At 32.6% G+C, this 16,744-nt stretch carries 19 protein-coding genes; 1 reads left to right on the forward strand and 18 read right to left on the reverse strand.

What is annotated here, in order from left to right:
* Positions 1–230: 230 nt before the first annotated feature.
* The 16 genes from EV144_RS13590 to truA all read right to left on the reverse strand — a co-directional run bounded on the left by EV144_RS13590 (position 231) and on the right by truA (position 14,329).
* Positions 231–584, reverse strand: coding sequence for a lysozyme inhibitor LprI family protein (locus EV144_RS13590; RefSeq protein WP_134149595.1), 354 nt, complete (start codon positions 582–584; stop codon positions 231–233).
* A gap of 21 nt (positions 585–605) precedes the next feature.
* On the reverse strand, positions 606–1,196 hold the full coding sequence (locus tag EV144_RS13595) for a hypothetical protein (protein ID WP_134149597.1): 591 nt from the start codon (positions 1,194–1,196) through the stop codon (positions 606–608).
* Positions 1,197–1,400: 204 nt separating this feature from the next.
* Entirely contained in the window at positions 1,401–1,787 is a 387-nt protein-coding gene (locus EV144_RS13600; RefSeq protein ID WP_134149599.1) for a DUF5367 family protein, read from the reverse strand.
* The gene (locus EV144_RS13605; protein WP_134149600.1) at positions 1,784–2,626 is read right to left on the reverse strand and encodes an NAD(P)H-binding protein; all 843 of its coding nucleotides are present in this window, start codon (positions 2,624–2,626) and stop codon (positions 1,784–1,786) included. Before EV144_RS13605 ends, EV144_RS13600 begins: the two co-directional genes overlap by 4 nt.
* A 71-nt stretch (positions 2,627–2,697) precedes the next feature.
* Positions 2,698–3,576: a helix-turn-helix domain-containing protein gene (locus EV144_RS13610; protein ID WP_134149602.1), complete on the reverse strand. Its 879-nt coding sequence runs from the start codon at positions 3,574–3,576 to the stop codon at positions 2,698–2,700.
* 305 nt (positions 3,577–3,881) lie between these two features.
* The gene (locus EV144_RS13615) at positions 3,882–4,823 is read right to left on the reverse strand and encodes a DUF6620 family protein (RefSeq protein WP_134149604.1); all 942 of its coding nucleotides are present in this window, start codon (positions 4,821–4,823) and stop codon (positions 3,882–3,884) included.
* A gap of 11 nt (positions 4,824–4,834) precedes the next feature.
* Complete coding sequence (locus EV144_RS13620; protein WP_134149606.1) at positions 4,835–5,782, reverse strand: hypothetical protein; 948 nt, start codon at positions 5,780–5,782, stop codon at positions 4,835–4,837.
* An 11-nt stretch (positions 5,783–5,793) separates the two neighbouring features.
* Entirely contained in the window at positions 5,794–6,036 is a 243-nt protein-coding gene (locus EV144_RS13625) for a hypothetical protein (RefSeq protein WP_134149608.1), read from the reverse strand.
* Positions 6,036–6,989, reverse strand: coding sequence for an SPFH domain-containing protein (locus tag EV144_RS13630; RefSeq protein ID WP_134149610.1), 954 nt, complete (start codon positions 6,987–6,989; stop codon positions 6,036–6,038). The genes EV144_RS13625 and EV144_RS13630 overlap by 1 nt, the downstream gene beginning before the upstream one ends.
* A 251-nt stretch (positions 6,990–7,240) precedes the next feature.
* Positions 7,241–8,629: a dihydrolipoyl dehydrogenase gene (lpdA, locus tag EV144_RS13635; protein ID WP_134149612.1), complete on the reverse strand. Its 1,389-nt coding sequence runs from the start codon at positions 8,627–8,629 to the stop codon at positions 7,241–7,243.
* A 369-nt stretch (positions 8,630–8,998) separates the two neighbouring features.
* Positions 8,999–9,583: an NUMOD4 domain-containing protein gene (locus EV144_RS13640; protein WP_134149614.1), complete on the reverse strand. Its 585-nt coding sequence runs from the start codon at positions 9,581–9,583 to the stop codon at positions 8,999–9,001.
* 391 nt (positions 9,584–9,974) lie between these two features.
* Positions 9,975–10,268: a ubiquitin-like protein gene (locus tag EV144_RS13645; RefSeq protein WP_208326854.1), complete on the reverse strand. Its 294-nt coding sequence runs from the start codon at positions 10,266–10,268 to the stop codon at positions 9,975–9,977.
* A gap of 313 nt (positions 10,269–10,581) precedes the next feature.
* Positions 10,582–10,872 carry a ubiquitin-like protein gene (locus EV144_RS13650; RefSeq protein ID WP_208326855.1) on the reverse strand — a complete coding sequence of 97 codons (291 nt, stop codon included), beginning with the start codon at positions 10,870–10,872 and terminating at the stop codon, positions 10,582–10,584.
* A 338-nt stretch (positions 10,873–11,210) separates the two neighbouring features.
* Positions 11,211–11,504: a ubiquitin-like protein gene (locus tag EV144_RS13655; RefSeq protein WP_208326856.1), complete on the reverse strand. Its 294-nt coding sequence runs from the start codon at positions 11,502–11,504 to the stop codon at positions 11,211–11,213.
* Positions 11,505–11,684: 180 nt separating this feature from the next.
* Positions 11,685–13,439: an ABC transporter ATP-binding protein gene (locus EV144_RS13660; protein WP_134149616.1), complete on the reverse strand. Its 1,755-nt coding sequence runs from the start codon at positions 13,437–13,439 to the stop codon at positions 11,685–11,687.
* A gap of 149 nt (positions 13,440–13,588) precedes the next feature.
* A complete protein-coding gene (truA, locus tag EV144_RS13665) occupies positions 13,589–14,329 on the reverse strand; it encodes a tRNA pseudouridine(38-40) synthase TruA (protein ID WP_134149618.1) in 741 nt (246 codons plus the stop codon).
* 227 nt (positions 14,330–14,556) lie between these two features.
* Between truA and EV144_RS13670 the strand changes: the two genes are divergently transcribed.
* Complete coding sequence (locus tag EV144_RS13670) at positions 14,557–15,051, forward strand: metallophosphoesterase family protein (protein ID WP_134149620.1); 495 nt, start codon at positions 14,557–14,559, stop codon at positions 15,049–15,051.
* Here EV144_RS13670 and EV144_RS13675 read toward each other — a convergent pair whose 3' ends face one another.
* Both EV144_RS13675 and EV144_RS13680 read right to left on the reverse strand, forming a co-directional pair.
* Positions 15,052–15,969, reverse strand: coding sequence for a sensor histidine kinase (locus tag EV144_RS13675; RefSeq protein ID WP_134149622.1), 918 nt, complete (start codon positions 15,967–15,969; stop codon positions 15,052–15,054).
* 1 nt (position 15,970) lies between these two features.
* The gene (locus EV144_RS13680) at positions 15,971–16,633 is read right to left on the reverse strand and encodes a response regulator (protein WP_134149624.1); all 663 of its coding nucleotides are present in this window, start codon (positions 16,631–16,633) and stop codon (positions 15,971–15,973) included.
* Positions 16,634–16,744: the final 111 nt, after the last annotated feature.

Here is a 16,744-nt window from a genome sequence, read left to right on the forward strand (position 1 = left end):
AATTAACATTTGACTCTTTTTTGGTTTAAAATGTTAAAATTCGCTCTATTTTCTATCGATGGAATTGTCAATTTCTGACACGATTTTTTGCTGTGTCAACTATGATTGGTATTTTGGGTTTTAACAATTTAAAAGGGCAAATGGTTTATTTTGGATGCCAATGGGGCAGATTGTTCAAGATGAGTTTTTAAGTTTGAGACCTTATTATTGAATTTACGGTTATTCTAATATTAAAGATTTCGGTTCTTTATGCTGGTTTTAATTTCTGTAATTCTTTTACGTGTTAGTTCTTCCAAACAGGTTGAGTATATAAGAGGTTGAATACTTCCTCCTTCATATTGTACTTTTTCAAATTCACAATGAGAATCGCGAAATTTCAGCCAGTCTTTTTCAGCTGTTATTAGCAGTTGCTTTTCTTTTTTGTCAAGTATTTTCATAAGCTGATTATAAACTTTATTGAGTTCATTATCAGCTTTTATAAAATTTTGAAGACCTGTTTGATTCATTTCTACTTGAGTTTGTGCAAATAATATATTTGAGAAACAGAAGATTAGAAAAATGAAGCAAATATGTTTTTTGTTCATGAAATATTTTTTTGTCTTATTCTAAAAAACATATCCAATTCTCAAATGTAAATAAGGAGTATATTGCAAATCTGTAGTATTAAAACCATCTACATTTTGAGCATTTCCGTTATAAGAATTGGCTTTTAAAAATACAAATCTTAAACCCAAACCAGCGCCGGCTTCGTAAGTAAAATGATTTCCAATTGAGCGTTTCATTCCCCAGGTTGGAATAATCGATAAATCGGCAGTTTTGGTGATATCGTCGTCAAGATTAATTACAAACCAATCTGGGTGATAACTTGTTCTAAGAGACAGATAATTACCACTGTTGTGAGCAGTCTTTTTTCCGTTAGCATTTCTTTTTTCTAAATTATAATAATATCGAGGTTCTACAGTGATTACAGGTTGTAAAATAAAACCAGCTTCATCGTAATGATCTCCAACAGCAAAATCATATTCGATACCAATTTCGCTTCTTAATGCTATAGAATTTGAAAGTCTCAATTCGTTGCTCAGCCAAAGTCCTGCAAAACCAGTTTGTACAGAGAACATTGATTTTTCGACACTGCCTTCTTGTGCTTTTGCAGTAATTGTTAATCCTAAAAGTATAAAAAATAAAATTTTCTTCATTGGTTTTATAATTTGGTTTCTTTGGTTTGGATAATTTTCTGTGACGAAAATAGCATTTTATTCTTATAAATTACAATCAAAATTTTAGGTTTGATTATAATGCAAATTGAATACAAAGTGAGCTCCCGATTTTATTGAATTAGATGCAAAAAAATAATCCGACTTGCTTTTCGCAAATCGGATTATAAATTCTGGATTTCTAATTTATTGAATTTTAATTTTCTGTTTCCAATAAAAATAAACGCTTAATAAGTTTAGGATTGCAAGCAGATACAACAAAGGATTGCTGAAAAAATCCTGATATGTATTTCCTTTCGGAATTTCGACGAGCGGAACAAAGAGCAATACATCTAGCAACACTGCTGTTGCAGACATGATTATACCTAGAGATAAGCCGCCAAATGCTCTATTTCCTTTTTTATAATAATACGATGCTCCAATCCGGGCATAAAAAACAACTAAAACGCATGCAATTGCGGTTTGTGCATTCAAAGAATATTTTATAATTGGAATATGTTCTAAAATTATAAATGTAATAACCATGCAAGTCCACACTATTACTCCAGCTGTTACTGCCTTTATAAAATTCATGACAATTGGTTTACTTCATTCCAAATTCCGGTTTTAGCAGTTTTTGCAACATAATCGGTAAAATCGGTTGCTTTTCGGCCTAATACTTTTTCGATATCATTGGTAATGCTGGAATTTCGTCCGTCTAAAACTTCAGAAAATAAATAGTTAACCAGCCAAATTACATCTTCCGAAACTTCATATTCGCGAAGCATAGCAATATATTCTTCTAAAGAAAGGGATTGAAATGCAATTTCTCTGCCCGTAACTTTTGCTATTTTGGCAACTGCTTCTTTAAAAGTAAGTAACCTCGGGCCGGTAAGTTCGTATGTTTTTCCGTCGTGTTTTTCATTTAAAAGTGCTTCGGCAACAACTTCGGCGATATCATCTGCATCTGTAAAAGGTTCTAAAATTGATGCTTTTGGCAACGCTACGAAACCGGTTAAAATTGGTTCTAAAAATATGCTTTCGCTAAAGTTCTGATTGAACCAGCTTGCTCTAACAATTGTCCATTTTCTAGCAGTCGCTTTTACAATTTCTTCACAGATTTGAGCTTCTTTTTCGCCTCTTCCAGAAAGAAGCACCATTTTTTTAATGCCGTTTTCTGTGGCAAGCGATGTAAATTTTTTGATGATTTCTGGTGCGTTTGGAACTGCTAAATCGGGTTGAAAAGTGATATATACCGTATCAATTCCTTTTAGGGCTTCTGTCCAAGTTTTTGGATTTTCCCAATCAAATGACGGATTTTGACTTCGTGAACCTAAACGAACTTCAACGTCATTTTTGTTGGCTAATAATTGTGCAACTCTGCGGCCGGTTTTTCCGTTACCGCCAAGTAATAAGATTTTTTTAGTTTCCATGATGAATGTTTTTTAATTAATGATGATACAAAGATGCGCAGGTCATCATTAAAACATTTGTCGGAAAAGAATTAAGATTTGTTTGAAAGGAATTGTTTTTTTACTTCGTTCGGTCTAGATCCAAATTTTTTCTGAAAAGCGTTAGAGAAAGAACTTAAACTTTCATAACCCACTTCCCATGCCGCTTCCTGCACCGTTTTTTCGTTTTGACAGAGCAATTCATAAGCTTTGTTAAGGCGTTCTTCCTGAATGTATTTGTAAACCGGAATTCCGAATAATTCTTTGAAATTCTTTTTTAATTTATTGCTGTTAAGGCCAATTAACTTTGATAATTCGGATAGAGTAGGAGGTTTAGAATAATGCGTTGTGACAATTTCTTTGGCCTGAAAAAGTTTCTCTTTGTCTTTTTCAGTCAGTTCATTTTTTTTATCACTCGACAAAAGGGCAAAGTAATGTGCTAATAACTCGTTGACCTGACTTTTTAAAAACAACAATCTTGTATTTCCTGAATAGGTTGTATTGAATATTTTTTGAACGGCAAGCTGCATATCCAGCGTCATAAAATGCGTTGGACCTTTTACAAAATTTTCGTTAGGGTTTAATAAATAAGGCAATTGCTTTTCGAAAATCTCTTTTTCTTCTTGTGGCAGCGAATGAAGATTTTTGAGTCTGGCAAAAATACTAATGGATTGCAAAGGTTTGTCGGGAGCAATTTTATGCGCAAATTCTACTTTTTGATTTCCGAAAAAAGAAATTGCCAGACCAGTAGTATTTGTTAAATATTTTGTTTGATTGTTGTGTTTAATTTCTAATTCGACATTACCAGAACCATAAAAAGCAAAACCAACCGCATCGCCATCGATCTCACATTTCTGTACAAATTCTTTGTCAGAATTTGACTGCTCGATCAGCACTATGAAGTTGTGTAGTTCTATAATGTCTGTGGTCATTTTTTTTTAATTAGATAATTTGGGAATTAGATAATTGGAAATGAAATCAAATATACAAAAGTAATTTTAGGACTAAGAATTATGTTTTTTAAATCTCCGTACTCTATTTTTGACAATGTTTTGTCATTCCGACTGAAAGGAGAAATCGCACTAGAAACACCACAAAGAAAATCGCCAATCTTTGTCGAAACCCGCGTGTGATTCTCCTTTCAGTCGAAATGACAAAAACTTAAGTTTTAGAAATTCAACATAAAAAAAATCTGACTTGCTTTCACAAATCGGATTTAATAAGAATTAAAAATGAATTAGAAATTTACATCGTCAGCAACATTTCCTCCTTGTTCAGCAGCAAATTTTGCGGCATATTCTTTTTGTTTTTCCTGTTGGTAGTTGGTAAATGCCATAATTTCTCCAGAACTCCAGTTTTGATTTTGATCATTCAGCCACTGCATCGCCACCGATTGAAAATCAGCAAGATTGATTCCAAAAGTATCTAAAATCCATTGTGCACCGTCAATTCCGTATTCGTAAGCTGCTTGTCTTGCTCCAGAAAGTTCTTCATAAAAATAACGATCTGTTTTAATTTTTTCCAAATTAGCTGCTCCTTCTTCTGAAATTACTGCTTTAAGATTTTCTAATTGTGGAACTGTAACGTTTTCAGCATAATATTGTCCGAATAGAGTTGTGACAGTAAACGTAGTATCTTCTCCCATACGCTGTGGCCAAATTGTATTTAATTCTTCCCAGATTGCAGGTTCAAATCCCATTGCTTTACAAACTTCAAGATGATCAATTCCTGCGCTAACTTTTAAACAAATTGCGGTATAAGTTCTTAAATCTATGCCATGCACGGGCTCAAGAAAAGGATTATTGTCGTCAACTTTTACAAATCCAGAAGTTTGAAACCCGCTGTATTTTAGAGAATTTGCATGCTCAAATTTTATCATTTGATCTGTGTCGCAGTTGTTCCATTCTTGATAAACGGATCTTCTGTAGTTAAAATAAATGTTTTGAATATCTTCTTCATTTAAATTATGACCTCTATCATATTCTTCCTCAATCCATGTTTCTGCTCTGGATGCTACTTCATCATCAAAATCTTCTTCTGTATAATGTGTTCCGTGCAGTGTTTCAGGATCATATTCTACTTCTTGATAATCATTGTTATTATCATTTAATGCCTGAGCCTGCTCTTGATTTTCTTGTTTGTCTTCTCCATTTAGAGATCCAAAAAGGTTTTTAAACATTTTTTCGATTTTTAAATATTAATATTTTGTTGTAATTGATTCTGATACATTTTTTCGTTGTGCTCTTTTAAATCAGGAGTAATTTTATTCCATTCGTCATACATGGCACGCAGATACACTTGATATAACTTTGGCGCATTTTGAATTGCAAATTGCCTTTGTTCTTCTAAATCATCCATTTTGATTTTAATTTCATCCAAAATGGTTTTGTTTGATTCGTGAATTTTAGACAGGCTTAATTCATGACGCTGATGATATAATTCTCGCTCTTTATTGTTTTCAATTTCAAAAGCTTCGTACAAGTGAGCTGTTCTTTGCTTGGCAAGATCATGGGCCATATGTTGTAAATTTCGGGCTTGTGAACTTGGAGCGAAAGTATTTTGTGACTGGCAATAAGGACAAGAAATATAAGTTTCAATTAAAAAAATCTTTTCAATTGTAATATTGCCTCCGCATTGGTTACAGTTGAATTTGTCTTTGATGGATTCAAATTCGGTTAGAATTTTTTCATATTCTGTTTCAAGATCATATTCTTGTGCTTTATCAATCTGTTTTCTCCAATAATTATATTTGTTTTCAAATTCCTTGTGATAACGATCTGAACAGGCATTTCTAAAATCAGAAATTAAATTGTGATGTTTACTCAGCGCAGAAATCTGCGAATTGAAGTACTGATAAGTATCAATAATTTTTACTTCGTAAGTATCTCTCGCTTTTTCTCTTATGTTATTTAACTGGCCATTTACACCCGAATAGACTTTATGAAACGTTCTTTTATAAAGATCGTCATCTTCTTGTAAAAGTTGTCTCAATTCCGGAATTGCAGCTGTGGCAAATTCTTCTATTTTTGCTTCTAATTTTTCTAAAAAAACAAACCATCTTTCTTGAGATTCCTGAAGTTCAGCGTACCATTCCGGCAGATTCTCTTCTTTCTCACTTTGTTTGAATAATCCGAACATTTCTATGATTTTTAAATTGAATTATCCTCTTTTTTAATGTAAAGACCATCTGTTAGTTTTACATTTAAAAACTCAAATTTGCAATAAGCGCAATGCGTTACGCCATCTTGTTTGGCTCTTCCGGCACCACAATTTGGGCAGTTTCTAAGATTCATTTCCGCTTCTTTTATTTCTGTTTCTCCACCGTAATTAGATTGTTTTTGGGCTTTTTCTTTGAGCTTATCCAAAAACGAACTCACCTTTTTTTCTTCCATTATAATTGGGTTAAAAGATCACTTTTTTTCATTTTGAATTCATCTTCATCAATTAAACCTGCGTCAAAAAGTGATTTTAATTTTTGAAGTTTAGAAGTGATATCTTCTGCTGGTTCCTGTTTTGGAGTTTCTTTGTCTTGTTTGATTTGATTTAAAAGAATTCCCATGCTCAATGCATTTTGTGTAGCATCATGAACTGCTGTTCCTTTATCTCCAATTGCTGTTGCTGTATTAAATTTGGTAAACTTATCCATATCGGTTACCATATTCATATTGGTGATTTTGTCGTAATGTGCGGTAACTTCATCCGGCAAGGTTACGCTTGTAATCACAAATTGTGTCAATTCAATTCCTAATTGAAGAAAATAAGGTTTTAAATAAGGCTCTATTTTTTGTCCTAATTGTGTAATATTTCCTGCAACATCAGTAACAGTGATATTTTCGTTTGCTAAAACTTCTCCAAATTTGGGCGCAATAAAATCTCTTAATTGGTTTTGCAATTCAAAAATGGTAAGCTGTTCGTACGTACCTGCATATTGACGAAAAAATTTAGCAACGTCCACAATTTTAATGTCAAAGCTTCCAAAGGCACGAATTCTAATTTGTCCAAATTGAGGATCATTCATCAAAATAGGAGCAGGAGTTCCCCATTTATTATTGATAAATTGGTGTGTATTGAAAAAGTAAACGTCAACTTTAAACGGACTTTCAAATCCGTATTTCCAACCTTTTAATTTGCTTAAAATTGGGATGTTTTCTGTAGATAAAGTATGAAGTCCGGCAGAATAAACATCGGCAAGCTGTCCTTCATTTAAAAGCATTACCTGCTGGCTTTCGCGTACTGTTAATTTTGCTCCGTTTTTAATTTCTTTATCTTCATCAAAAAACTTCCACATCAATAAATTAGGATTGCTTGTCGTGGCTTCGATTATTTCTATAAAAGGCAGTTTCATACTAGTATTGTTTATAAGACACAAAAAAATAAGAATTACAATGTGATAATTAATATTATTGGTCAAATACAAATATGTGTATAAAAGAAAAAACTTACAATACCGGATTTTAGTGATTTTTTTAGGATAACTGAAAATGGTTAGATAACTGTAATGGAGTTGATGGGGAATGAGCAAAAAAAATCCGACTTGCTTTCGCAAATCGGATTAAATTGAAAATTATATATAACCGTCGTCGAAACGCGGTATTTTTACAAGTGAATTACTTCGCCGTAAGCATCTGCTACAGCTTCCATAACTGCCTCGCTCATTGTAGGGTGAGGGTGAATAGATTTTAAGATTTCGTGACCTGTAGTTTCTAGTTTACGAGCTACAACTGCTTCTGCAATCATATCTGTAACTCCAGCACCAATCATATGGCATCCTAACCATTCTCCGTATTTAGCATCAAAAATTACTTTTACGAAACCGTCTGAATTTCCAGCTGCTTTAGCTTTTCCAGAAGCAGAGAATGGGAATTTACCAATTTTAAGATCGTAACCTTTTTCTCTTGCTTGTTTTTCTGTTAAACCAACAGAAGCGATTTCCGGAGTTGCGTAAGTACAACCAGGAACATTTCCATAATCGATTGGGTCTACGTGTAAACCTTTAATTTTTTCTACACAGTTAATTCCTTCAGCAGAAGCTACGTGAGCCAAAGCCTGCCCTGGAGTAATATCTCCAATTGCATAATATCCAGGAATATTAGTTTGGTTGTAAGCGTTTACCAGAATTTTATCACGGTCAACAGCAATACCAACTTCTTCTAAACCAATATTTTCGATGTTTGTTTTAATTCCAACTGCAGAAAGTACGATATCAGCTTCAAGGATTTCTTCTCCTTTTGCTGTTTTTACAGTTGCTTTTACTCCAGCTCCAGAAGTATCAAGAGATTCTACAGAAGAGCTAGTCATAACTTTAATACCTGCTTTTTTCAAAGATTTTTCAAATTGTTTTGAGATATCTTCGTCTTCAACTGGTACAACGTTTGGCATAAATTCTACAATAGTAACATCAGTTCCCATTGAGTTGTAGAAATGTGCAAACTCAACTCCAATTGCTCCAGAACCTACAATGATCATAGATTTTGGTTGTGTTGGCAACGTCATTGCCTGACGGTAACCAATTACTTTTACACCATCCTGAGGTAAGTTTGGCAACTCACGAGAACGTGCTCCAGTAGCAATGATAATGTGATCTGCGCTGTATTCTGTAACTTTATTATCTTTATCAGTAACGTCAAGTTTTTTTCCTGGTTTTAGTTTTCCAAAACCTTCAATAACGTCAATTTTGTTTTTTTTCATTAAGAACTGAACTCCTTTGCTCATTCCTTCAGCAACGTTACGACTGCGTTGTACAACTGCTGGGAAATCTTTATCGAATTCAGAAACTTTTAATCCGTAGTCAGAAGCGTGTTTTAAATAATCAAAAACCTGAGCAGATTTTAATAATGCTTTTGTTGGGATACATCCCCAGTTTAAACATACACCACCTAAGTTTTCTTTTTCAACTACAGCTACTTTAAAGCCTAATTGTGAAGCTCTAATAGCTGTTACATATCCGCCAGGACCACTTCCTAAAACAATAACGTCGTATTTCATTTTTTTGGTTTTTAGTATTTACTATCGAAAATGAAGTTTTTTAATTCCGAAACTCACTTTCAATCTCTATGTTATTTGTGCTTGCGAATTTAAGGATTTATTTTAAATTTTTAGGTTGTTTTTTATTTGTTTCAAGTTTCAGGTTTTAAGTTTTTGCTGTAAAAGTTTTTGCCACGAATTGCACGAATCAACACGAATTTTATATTAATTAGTGGAAATTGGTGTAATTCGTGGCAAACTATATTGATATGTCAGGCTGAGCGTAGTCGAAGCCCTCGTCGTGCTCTTCGACTACGCTCAGAGTGACAAAGTTAAACTTGAAACTTTAAACCTGAAACTAAAAGCTAAAAACTTTAAACTAAAAACAAATTAAACCTTAACATGCCCCCAGTTTTCACCGCTGGCAATTCTTCTAATTTGCATTTCGCTAACACCAAATTGTTTCGCGATCATTTTAAGACGTGTTTTTTGTTCTGGTCTGGCAAGGATTTTCTTGATCAGCATTACTTTTGTAGTAGTCAGTTTTCTTCCGTCGGCTTTAAGATTGTGCTCGATCAGATTCTTTTTGGCCTGAATCACGCGTGGACTCTTACGGCTGTGCGCCATCATTTCGGCTTTTGTTGCCCAGCGTAAATTATTGATGTCGTCGTTGCTTCGGTTATAATCTAAATGAAGTACATAAGTTTGTTCTTCTGATTTTTTTGGAATAAAATACTGTGCAACTAATTTGTATAGAAAGAGATATTTGTTAACGATTTTGTCCTCTACTTTAACCTTAAATCTAAAAGTAGGATAACCATCACTTAAACCTCCTTTTAAGAGGCGTCCGTTTTCAATTTCGTCTGTAAAACTAATTAATCTGCCTTTGTTTGAAATGGCATATCTAAGCTGTAATGAGGCGTTTATTTCTATTTCTTTGAATTCTTCGTTTGGATAAAATCTTGTATGTGGCATTTTCTTTTTCATTTAATTTCTATTCTCTCAAAGATAAATAATAAACGAAAAATTAATGCTATGTTATTGATTCAGAATCATCAATTTTATGATTTCTATAACGCTTATTTAACGTTTTGAAATGTTTTTGACAGTTTTTAATCGGATTTTAATTCACAAATTGTGAAATATGCAGTTTTTAATTTAGGAAAGAAGTGTGAATTTACAGCTAAATAATGATTAAGTTATTGATTTAGCCAATTTGCTGAATCTCAAAAACCACAATTAAGTGAAAAACATTTATAATAAAAGGGTTTGACTTTAATTAAAGTCAAACCCTTTTATTATAATAAGTGTATTAGAATCTATTTTAAAATGTATTCAAATACAATTTTATTTTTTTTTAAATTAATTAATTCGGACATGGATAAGTTATAACTGCATGTATGGTGCTTTCTTTTGGAATGTTATAATCTGATAATGTTCTGCCGTCTTCAAGTTGTTTTCCTGCAAATATAAATCTTATACACCTAGGATCAATTCCTTCTTTATCTTGTATTTTAGACTTAAGATTTTCAATAGTATCTGAACTTTCAACTTCTAGAGTTATAATTTTTCCAGTCAAAGTTTTTATAAAAATTTGCATTGAGAACGCATTAACCGAAAAGGCGAAAAACAAAACGATAATTAGTAATTTTTTTTTCATAGATTTTTTTTAAATGATTATTTATTTTTCAAACTTACTTATTTATTTGTAAGAATACAAGTGACATTGTTGAGTTTGTTTTAAATTCATTTTACCATAAATATAATGAATAAACAAAGTTTTGATAGCTAAATCGTTTGTAAGTATTTGAAAATAACTTCTATAAGAAATTTCGCATGGTCCATTAGATGCTGAAAATTGCATTAGATTCGGCTGGAGAAATATTTTAAATCAATTCTACGGTGATATGAAAAAGGGTTTAACTTTAATTAAAAAGTCAAACCCTTGATTATTTTGCTATCTTAAGAAATAATTACTTACAATTTTCTCTCAAAACCATCCATATTTCCGTTTCTTTTTGAATGTTATAATCACATAATATCCTATTGTCTTCAAGTTGTTTTCCTGCGAATATTAACCTTATGCAATCGGGATTATATCCTTCCTTATCTTGTATTTTAGACTTAATATTATCAATAGTATCTGAACATTCAACTTCAAGAGTTATAGTTTTTCCAGTCAAAGTTCTGATAAAAATTTGCATTGAGAACGTATTAAGCGAGAAGGCGAAAAACAAAACGATAATTAGTAATTTTTTTTTCATAGATTTTTTTTAAATGATTATTTATTTCTCAAACTTACTTATTTATTTGTAAGAATACAAGTGATATTATTGAGTTTATTTAAATTCATTTTACCATAAATATAATGAATAACCACATTTTTATATCTGAATAATTTGTAAGTATTTGAAAATAAGTTGTATGAGAATTTTCTTAAAGCAAATTAGCTGCTAAAAATTTGCATCAGCTCGAGAAACATTCAAAATCAATTCTACAATCATATGCTAAAAAGGGTTCAACTTTAATTAAAGTCAAACCCTTTATTTTTAATCTTATGCACTTTTAAAAGTGTCTTCTATTTTCCTAAATAAAAAAAATATTAATTACAAGGAGTTCTAATAACCAGATGTACAAAGGAATCTTTTTGAATGTTATAATCTGATAATGTTCTGCCGTCTTCAAGTTGTTTTCCTGCAAATATAAGCCTTTGGCAATCAATATGAATTCCTTCTTTATCTAGTATCTTAGCCTTAATATTATCAATAGTATCATAACTTTCGACCTCAAGAGTTATAGTATGTAAAGAACCGACAACTCTTATAATAATTTGCATTGAGAATGCATTAGCCGAAAAGGCTAAAAATAAAACGATAAAAAGTAATTTTTTTTTCATAGATTTTTTAAAAAATGATTATTTATCTTTCAAACTTACTTATTTATTTGTAAGAATACAAGTAAAATTATTGAGTTATGTTAAATTTATTTTGCCCTAAATCTAATGAATGATCGTAATTTTTAGCGTTTGATTTTTTGTAAGATTTTGATGATTAAGGATGTAGGTAATTTCTTAAAGCTAATTAGCCACCGCAAATTGCGAATCATACAAGTTTTTGTAGAAACCGTCAGCCTTATTTAGCAATTCCTGATGTGTGCCTTGTTCCACAATTAAACCTTTATCCATTACGATAATTTTATCCGCATTTACAATTGTCGCCAATCGGTGCGCAATAATAATCGAAGTTCTGCCTTTAGTAATCGTTTCGGTCGCACGCTGAATCAATTCTTCAGAATACGTATCTATAGACGACGTTGCTTCATCCAAAATCAAAATACTAGGATTACTTACATAAGAACGTAAAAAGGCGATTAATTGACGTTGTCCAGACGAAAGCATTACACCGCGTTCCTTTACATCAAAATCATAATTATCAGGAAGGCTCATAATAAAATCGTGAACACCGATTTTTTTAGCCGCATCCAGAACTTTATCTCTCGTTATAAGCGGATTGTGCAAAGTAATATTGTTATAAATCGTATCGGCAAACAAAAATACATCTTGCAGTACAACCGCAATTTGTTTACGTAACGAAGCCAAAGTATAATTTTCGATATTTTCTCCGTCAATATAAATAGTACCGCTGTTAATCTCGTAAAAACGATTCAGTAAGTTAATAATAGTCGATTTTCCTGCACCTGTAGAACCCACAATCGCAATCGTCTGACCCGAAGTCACAGAAAGATCAATGCCTTTTATCACTTCTTCTTCCGGAATATAACCAAAACGAACTTCCTTAAATTCAATCGCACCTTTAAAAATTGGCGCTTCAATCGTTCCAGTATCCTGAATATGATCCTGAGTGTCAATAATATCAAAAACGCGATTCGCTGCAATCATTCCCAATTGCATTTCATTAAATTTATCTGCAATCTGACGCAGCGGGTTAAAAAGCATTCCGATAAACATCGTATAAGAAAACAAATCTCCAAAAGTCGTAAAATGATCGCCGTTTAAAATTCTAAAACCGCCATAAACCACAACCAGACCTAAAGTAATCGAAGAAATAATATCGGCAATCGGAAAAAATATAGAGTTATACAAAATCGTCTTAATCCAGGCAACTCTGTGTTTATTATTAATATCCTTAAAGTTTTCGGCTTCAATTTTTTCACGATTAAAAAGCTGAACAATCTTCATTCCCGTAACGCGTTCCTGTACAAACGAGTTCATATTGGCAATCTGCGTACGAACTTCCTCAAAAGCCACTTGCATTTTACGCTGAAAAATTCTCGTAATATATACCAGAATCGGCATTGCAACTACTACAATCCAAGTCAGTTTCCAGTTCATGTAAAACATAAAAAGCAAGACAACAAGCATCTTCATCAAGTCAGAAATAATCATAAACAAACCTTGACTAAAAATACGTGCAATCGACTCAATATCAGAAACCGATCTCGTAACCAATTGACCAACCGGAACCAAATCAAAATACTTCATTCTAAAACTCAAAATATGCTTAAAGAGCTTCGTTCTAATATCCTTTACAATATCCTGTCCCAGCCAGTTTGCCCAATAAACAAAATAAAATTGAGAAAAAACCTCCATCAACAACACCACGCCCATCAAAACAATATACATCAGCAAACCATGTTGATCATGCCCTTTAATGTAGCCGTCAACTGTTTGTTTTAGTAAGTAAGGACGAAGAGCTGCAAAAATCGACAGCGAAATAGCAAAAATAATAACGCCGTAGTAGCGCCATTTATAAGGCTTTGTATATTTTAAAATTCTCTTGAATAAACCGGTATCAAATGCTTTTGCTTTCATTTATTTTTTAGGAGCTGTTTCCTGCTTTCCGTTTCAAGTTTTTCTCAAAAATATGTTTTTGTACTGTTTTTATAAGAGCTTCCTCCGGTCGCTTTATAAAAACACAAAAACAATATTTTTTTCAAAAAAGCTTTCCACTACAATCAGGGCTATTTTATGATGTAATCGTAATCTATTTTGGTCAGATATAAACCATGTGCCGGAACCGAGAATCCAGCTTTTTCTCTGCTTTTGCTTGCAATGATGTTTTCAAAATCAACAAGCGAAATTTTATGTAAACCAATATTTACAAGCGTTCCCACAATTGCGCGAACCATATTTCGCAAAAAACGATTCGCCGAAATTGTAAAAACCAGCTTATTATTTTCGTTTTTCCAATACGCCTCAAAAATCGTGCAATCAAAAGTATTAACATCCGTATTTACTTTTGAGAAACATTGAAAATCGGTATGTTTCAACAAAATCTTTGCCGCTTCATTCATCAAAGCTACGTCTAATTTCTGAAAATAATACCAACTCAATTCCTCCGAAAACGGATTTTTAACAGTATTGATATGGTATTCGTAGGTTCTTTTTCTAGCATCAAAACGGCAGTGCGCTTCATCATCAACCAAAATAATATCAAACACCGCAATGTCTTTTGGCAGGTAGGAGTTGAGTTTATGAATTAAAGCAGGAACATCAATTGCAGTTTCAAAATCAAAATGCGCAAACATTTCCTGTGCATGTACGCCAGTATCCGTTCGTCCGGCGCCCATTGCATTAATTTCAGAATTTAACAAAACCGACAACGCTTTATTTAAAGTTTCTTGAACAGAAGAAGCATTTGGCTGAAACTGCCAGCCGTGGTAATGAGTTCCGTTATATGCAAATTGAATAAAATATCTCATTTTAAGGGACAGAGGTTCTAAGTTGCAAAGGTACAAAGGTTTTTTTGAAGAAGCTAAGATTATAAGGGACTAAGGTTCTAAGATTTTTTTTGTAAAGGTTCAGAGTTGCAAAGGCGCAAAGGCACAAAGTTTTTTCTGTAGACGCACTGCTATGCGTCTCTACAGAAAAACTTTGTGCTTTAAGAGAAACTCAGTACCTTAGCAACTTAGAATCTTAGCCTCTCAGAATGACCAAAATCCTCCTCCTTTCCGACACTCACAGCCATATTGACGACACCATTTTAAAATATGTCAACCAAGCCGATGAGGTATGGCATGCCGGAGATATTGGAGATCTGCACGTTACCGATACCATCAAAAAACTGAAACCTTTACGTTGTGTTTACGGAAATATAGACGATGCCAAAGCAAGATTAGAATTTCCTTTGCACAATCGGTTTATGTGTGAGAATGTTTCGGTTTGGATCACGCATATTGGCGGTTATCCCGGAAAATACAATCCGAATATAAAAGAAGAAATAGCACTCAATCCGCCCAAATTATTCATCTGCGGACATTCTCATATTCTAAAAGTGATGTTTGATAAAAAGAATAATTTATTGCACATGAACCCTGGTGCGGCAGGAAAAAGTGGTTTTCATCAAGTACGCACGATGCTTCGTTTTGTAATTGACGATGATAAAATTAAGGATTTAGAAATTGTAGAAATCGGTAAGAAATAATTAATGCGGTAACGGAATCTGGATTTTAATTAAAGTTCCTTCGCTGGATTTCGATGTAATAGTAAAAGTGCCTTTAAGTTTTTTAATTCTGGCTCTGATTCTATTCAAACCAAAACCTTCTTCGTTTTTTAATTTTCCGGTTTTAAAACCTTTTCCGTCATCATGAATCGTTATTATAAGTCGATTATTATTTTCAGTCATTGAGATTGCAGCATTTTGTGCTTCACTGTGTTTTATAATATTGCTGCATAATTCAGAAACAATAAAATAAATCTTCATTTCAAACTTCTCAACATATCTTTTATTTGTTGAAATCGCGCTTGAAAAATCAAAATGAATATCCGAATTAGAATTCTTTTCGCATAAATCTTCCAAAGCATAAATCAAACCAAAACGCACCAAAAGCGCCGGAACTAAGTCGTGAGACATATCGCGTAAAAGATCATGCGCTTCTGCTAATATGGCTTTCGCTTTCTGGATTTCCTCTGATTGTATATTGTTTTGTGTCGTAAATACATTGAGATGCAATCCCGCAGACGATAATAGGGAATTGATGTTATCGTGTAAAAATGAAGCTACTTTTTTTCGTTCTATTTCCTGACTGTCAATCCCGGAATTAATAACGTTTAAAAGTATTTTTTGCTTAATATCCTTTCGTTTAATTTTCTGTTTTAATTTATTATTCTGATAAAAGAAATAGAACAGAAAAAACAATATAATGACAAGGATAATAGATAAACTAACGATTTTTCTGTTTCTTAAATTTTCGAATTTTTGAAATTCTGAAACATTGATTTTTTTAGAATCTTCTATAGATAAAGCTTTTTCTGATGCTGGAGTTTTTTGTTGGCCAAAAACAGGATTTCCATAAAAAGAAAGACAGAAAAAAAATGATATAAAGATTCTAAAAACAAACATATCACGGATTTATCAGATTGTTTTTTAAAGCATATTTTACAAGTCCGATAGTGTTTTTAGTATGCAGTTTTTTCATGATATTTTTACGGTGTGTTTCTACAGTATTTGTGCTGATAAAAAGCTGTTCGCTTATTTCTTTACCACTGTATTCAAGCGCAATCAGTGTTATAATTTCGATTTCTCGAGGACTTAAAAGTTGATTCTCATTATACTGATTGGCTGGTAATTTAGGATTGTTTTGTGTAAAAGAGTTGAAGATTTTTTCTCTCACATCATCGCAAAAATATTCTTGTCCCTGATAAACCGCGTCTATAGCTTCAATAATATTTTCTCCGGCACATTTTTTTGTCAAATATCCTTTTGCGCCTAATTTCATTACTTCTTTGATAATTTTTAAATCATCATAACTGGATAAAATAATGACCTTGCAGGGTGTTTTTTTTTCATGAAATTCTTTCAAAGTTTCAATACCATCCTTTTTGGGCATGCTGATATCTAATATTAGAATATCGGCATTGTTTTGCACAACCTCTTCATATACAGTTGTGCCATCAAGCGAATTTCCAACAACTTCAAAATTGCTGACAGTTTGAAGCAAATTGGTAAGACCATCAATCAAAACCTGATGATCGTCTGCAAGATGAATTTTTATTTTTGATATCATAATATTCTCGAAATCTGAGCGGTATCAAAATTATGAAAAAAATATCTTACAAACTGAGTTTTAGCGATATGTTTTTAGCCTTATTATTGAAATAAACCTTGATTTTAGGCA

Origin of the sequence: Flavobacterium sp. 270, assembly GCF_004368785.1 — a bacterium.
Lineage (GTDB): Bacteria > Bacteroidota > Bacteroidia > Flavobacteriales > Flavobacteriaceae > Flavobacterium.